Annotated in this window: 1 protein-coding gene; it reads left to right on the forward strand. The window is 73.6% G+C overall.

All coding sequences use genetic code 11. The annotated features are described in order from the left end of the window. Positions 1 to 85 precede the first annotated feature (85 nt). Positions 86 to 450, forward strand: a 365-nt coding sequence (locus tag J1M87_RS25150; RefSeq protein ID WP_206492450.1) for a GntR family transcriptional regulator, incomplete at its 3' end; no start/stop codon positions are given.

Here is a 450-nt window from a genome sequence, read left to right on the forward strand (position 1 = left end):
ACCCTAGGCAGGCCCAACTCCTCGGTGCAATAAGATCTTTGCCCTCGGTGCAATCCTGTTCCGGGGCGCGGATCAGGGGGCTCACGTGGTGGAGGACTACCGGCGGATCGCCGAGCGGATCGCCGACGACATCGCCGCCGGGCGGCTCAAGCCCGGTGAACGGCTGCCTCCGCAGCGGGTGTTCGCACGGCGGCGCGGGATCGCCGGATCGGCGGCCGGGCGGGTGTACGCCGAGCTGGTGCGGCGCGGACTGGTCGTCGGCGAGGTCGGGCGCGGCACGTTCGTCCGGGCCGCGCCGCCCGCCTCGGGCCACGCGCTCGCCGAACCTGCGACCACGTCGCCGATCAACCTGGGGCTCAACTACCCCTCCGTGCCGGGCCAGTCGGAGCTTCTCGCCCCCGCCCTCGCGCCGCTGCTGCGCCCCGATGTCCTCACGGAGTCCCTGCGCAC

Source organism: Rhodococcus sp. KRD162, assembly GCF_017168335.1.
Classification (GTDB): Bacteria; Actinomycetota; Actinomycetes; order Mycobacteriales; family Mycobacteriaceae; genus Rhodococcoides.